At 36.2% G+C, this 3,203-nt stretch carries 3 protein-coding genes and 1 pseudogene; 3 read left to right on the forward strand and 1 reads right to left on the reverse strand.

The window, feature by feature from the left end; genetic code table 11:
• The first annotated feature begins 123 nt into the window (after positions 1-123).
• Both KW93_RS11025 and KW93_RS11030 read left to right on the forward strand, forming a co-directional pair.
• Entirely contained in the window at positions 124-570 is a 447-nt protein-coding gene (locus KW93_RS11025) for a DUF7878 domain-containing protein (protein WP_033543071.1), read from the forward strand.
• A gap of 209 nt (positions 571-779) precedes the next feature.
• Positions 780-1,532 carry a MerR family transcriptional regulator gene (locus KW93_RS11030; protein WP_033543072.1) on the forward strand — a complete coding sequence of 251 codons (753 nt, stop codon included), beginning with the start codon at positions 780-782 and terminating at the stop codon, positions 1,530-1,532.
• Positions 1,533-1,565: 33 nt separating this feature from the next.
• Here KW93_RS11030 and KW93_RS11035 read toward each other — a convergent pair whose 3' ends face one another.
• Complete coding sequence (locus KW93_RS11035) at positions 1,566-2,234, reverse strand: type II CAAX endopeptidase family protein (RefSeq protein WP_033543074.1); 669 nt, start codon at positions 2,232-2,234, stop codon at positions 1,566-1,568.
• A 776-nt stretch (positions 2,235-3,010) separates the two neighbouring features.
• On the opposite strand from KW93_RS11035, the pseudogene KW93_RS11040 reads away from it, so the two are divergent.
• Positions 3,011-3,203 (forward strand): annotated as a pseudogene (locus KW93_RS11040) (GNAT family N-acetyltransferase); the annotation flags it as partial.

Raw genomic sequence — 3,203 nt, forward strand, 5'->3', positions numbered from 1 at the left:
TTATACGAGAAAAACAACGGTGCAAAATAGGTTCAGTTCAATTCCAGCTATATTTATTAGGCTATTGAATGTAACTTATTGTGAATTAAGTTACATCCAAATTGCAATCAAAGGAGTGCTTATATGGCGAATCTAGCTATTGCTTTCAGTCTAGATCCATTATTAAAATTGGAGAAAGCAGTACTTCACCAAAGAAGTGGAAAACTATTGATTGATGTAGAAGGAGAATTAAATATTACAATTGATCATTCTTGCTTTTTTAGAGAACCTGCTCTTGCGATACTTGAATTAGGAGTCCATTTGAAAGAATGGCGGGTGGAAGATTCAGATGCAATTGCCAACTTTTATCACTTCACAATGGAGCATGATGAAAAAGAAGGACCAATCTTAGCATTTATTAGAGAAAGCGAAAATAAGTGGCATCTCTTTTCGATTTGGCAAGAATTTAAACATGAAGAGACAATAACCACCGATATTTTACTGAAAGCAGTGGATCGATATTTGACTGAGTTAGAAGAAACACTAATCAAGAGGTTCAATATCCGGTACTCAGACTTTATTAAGTTCTAGCAATCTGAATGTAACTTAATACTAAGTAAGTGACATTCAGCTCCTTCACTCCATTGGTTTTATCAGAAAACTATATCGATTTAGATTCATTAAAAAAAGATACATTCAAAAGACTGCGCTATCAGATTTTAAATCTGGGGTTTCAAAAGGATCTAGGTTTACATATCAGTAATTATCAGAAGTTAAAATTCTAGGAGTGATTATAAGAAGTGGGAAAAGAAGAAAGTGCAAGTTACTTATCAACGGGCGAATTATCAAATGTCTTGAATATCTCGATGCGAACCATTCGTTATTACGATCAAATCGGGTTGGTGAATCCCTCAAAAAAGTCTGAGGGTGGTAAACGGTACTATTCCAAAGAGGATATTTTAAAATTACAAAAGATTATTCTGCTTAAATCCTTGAACCTTTCGCTCGAAGACAGTCGGAATATCCTGGCCGAGCAGTCGATGTCCGCTATCTTGCTTGCCCATCAGTCTTTGTTGAGCGAAGAGATGGAACGCCTGACAAATTCGTTGAAGCACACCCAAACGCTAATAAATTTACTGGACTTAAAAGAAATACTTCAGTGGGAAGATTTAATTTCCCTGGTGGCGAATGCAGAGAAGGAACGAGATTGGAATCAGTACTTTTCTGCGGAGCAGCAATCGCATCTTAAAAGTCAATTGCCTAAGCTTGAAAGCGGAGATAGGATCACTAAAAGGTGGATCAATATCATCAAAAGGATCGAGATTTGTCTTGAGCATGGGGTTTCCCCTGCCTCTATGGAAGGTCAACTCATTCTTGAGGATGTCGACATTCTATCAGAAGAAACGTTTGGCGACGATTCGGAATTGATTGAGGCTTTTTGGGAAGTCCGCAAATCCCCCGAAGCTTCTGCGGAGCTGGGTCTTTATCCAATCTCACCAGCGATTATTGATTTTTTGGAGAAAGCCGCTAAAAAAGAACACTCTCCCAACTGACAGCCGGAGCACGTCAGTCTGGAGAGAAGATGGTCAAGCTATGGCAGTCAGGATCACGGCAATCCCGTTAAATATTCCATGAATCAGGATACTGGGAATGATGGATCCAGTTTTTTGATAGACCCATGAAAAAATAAGGCCGGATACAAAGTTCACAGGCAATGTATTGAATGTAGGAATATGTACAACCGTAAAAATAAGAGAACTGATCAGCATGCCGCTTAAAACACCATAACGGCTGCTGAAAAATCGGTAAAGGAAGCCGCGATAAAAAAATTCTTCGTAGATAGGGGAGATAATCGCGGCCGATACAAATCCTATTGTAAAATTCAACAAAGTCATCTGTGACTGGAGGCTTTCCGTTTTACTGTTTTCCGTTCCAACTCCTATAAATGACATTAAAATTACCAATACGATGCTCACGACAATCAGGATGATGGTCCAAACGGCTATCAGCTTCCAGTCTCTTAGAGGAAATGGTTGTAGTCCGACAGCTTTCCAGGACTGTTCTTTGGGTTTCAAAACGATGATATAAAGCGCCGTTGTAAAGATGATGGCCATAATGAAGCCATTCAATGTACCGGCATGTAACTCATTTTGAAAAAAGTCCAATAGATAATTAAATAATACAGTTTCAATGAAAATCGGAACCAGTACCAGTACAAGAAACAGCATATAAATTAAATCCCGCCATTTCCACATTTCATTCCGTTCAATAGATTCTTTTATCAATTTGATCCCTCCAGGTTTTCAACTTACTGATACCAGCATACGTGGTGACGTAAGGTAACCTGCAAGGGGTTTTTGATGAAATCTGATTCTGATGTGGAAATTTACATATCAATAGATATCGGTAGCTTTTATAAATAGAAATTTACATTTCTTAAAACCAGTCCCATTTTCAATGGTTACTGGTTTTTTATAATTATATGCAAAATAAAGTTTAACTTACTCTTATTTATCTCTAAAACCCGAATTTAAACTACCGGTAGTTCTATTTCTACCATTAGTCGCTTCAAATGCTATTGCAAATTTATAGTAACTTTTATATAATTTTTAATTATCAGTAAAAATATGCGAAAAGAGGTTTTGATTGTATATGATGAAATTCATTAATCGCTAAATAAAATTCAACGAATTTTATATTGTAAAAGGAAAATTAAGGGCACGCCCTTAGTTATATTTTCTATACCCTTTTACTTAATGCGATTAGAAGACATTATATCTTTCAAAATCAAATTTGAGGTTATTTGAGGTTACCTATTCTTTTGGGATAGGTATGTTTAAAATAAGCAGAAATTTGACCATGAGAAGAGACTTCTTCTCATGGTCTTTTTTTGGTTTTGCAAGACTTAACGTTTTCGACTTTATGCCCTCATTTAAAGGAGGTGATTAGCGAGAACCGAAAAATCAGTTGTAAATCGTTGCAAAAAAGAAGGCTTTTATAAGAAATTAAAATAGAAATTGGAGGATTTATCATGAGTGATTATCAATTAATCAGTGACTATAAGCAAATTGAAAAATACAAAGAAAGCTTTAATGAACTGGCAAAGCACGTATTTGGATTGGATTTTAAGGAGTGGTATGACAAGGGCTGTTGGAATGACAACTACATTTGCTATTCCTATGTGGATGGAGATCAAGTCATTGCGAATGCTTCTGTCAATAAGA

Source organism: Planococcus sp. CAU13, assembly GCF_000775575.1.
Taxonomy (GTDB): Bacteria; Bacillota; Bacilli; order Bacillales_A; family Planococcaceae; genus Planococcus.